General features: G+C 66.1%; 1 protein-coding gene. It reads right to left on the reverse strand.

The window, feature by feature from the left end; translation table 11 throughout:
- A partial coding sequence (locus tag IE177_RS34635) for an AMP-binding protein (RefSeq protein ID WP_190019454.1) occupies positions 1-651 on the reverse strand: 651 nt, incomplete at both ends.

Below are 651 nucleotides of genomic sequence, written 5' to 3' on the forward strand. Positions count from 1 at the left end.
TCCGCCAGCATCAACTGATAAAACGCCGACGGCGTCTGATTCAGCACCGTCACCCGCTCACGCACCAGCAACCGACGGAAATCACCCGGCGAACGACTCACCCCGAACGGCACCACCACCAACCGCCCGCCATGCAACAACGCCCCCCACAACTCCCACACCGAAAAATCGAACGCGAAAGAATGGAACAACGTCCACACATCATCCGCACCGAAACCGAACCACCCCCGCGTCGACGCGAACAGCCGCACCACATTCCCGTGCGACACCACCACACCCTTCGGACGCCCCGTCGACCCCGACGTATAGATCACATACGCAGCCGACCCCGCCGACACCACACCCGACCGCTCCCCGGCCGACACATCCCCCGCCGGCAACCCCGCGGTCCCCGCCACCACCTCCGCATCCACCACACACACCGGCGCCGCGTCCTCCAGCAGAAACTCACGACGCTCCACCGGATAATCCGGATCCACCGGCACATACACCGCCCCGGCCTTCACCACCCCCAGCAACGCGACCACCAGATCCACCGACCGCGGCAACGACACCGCCACCCGGTCCTCCACCCCCACACCACGACCCAGCAACCACCGCGCCACCCGATTCGCCCGCGCGTTCAACTCCGCATACGACACCGACTCCTCA

The sequence above is a fragment of the Streptomyces lucensis JCM 4490 genome (assembly GCF_014650035.1).
GTDB classification, from domain to species: Bacteria; Actinomycetota; Actinomycetes; order Streptomycetales; family Streptomycetaceae; genus Streptomyces; species Streptomyces lucensis.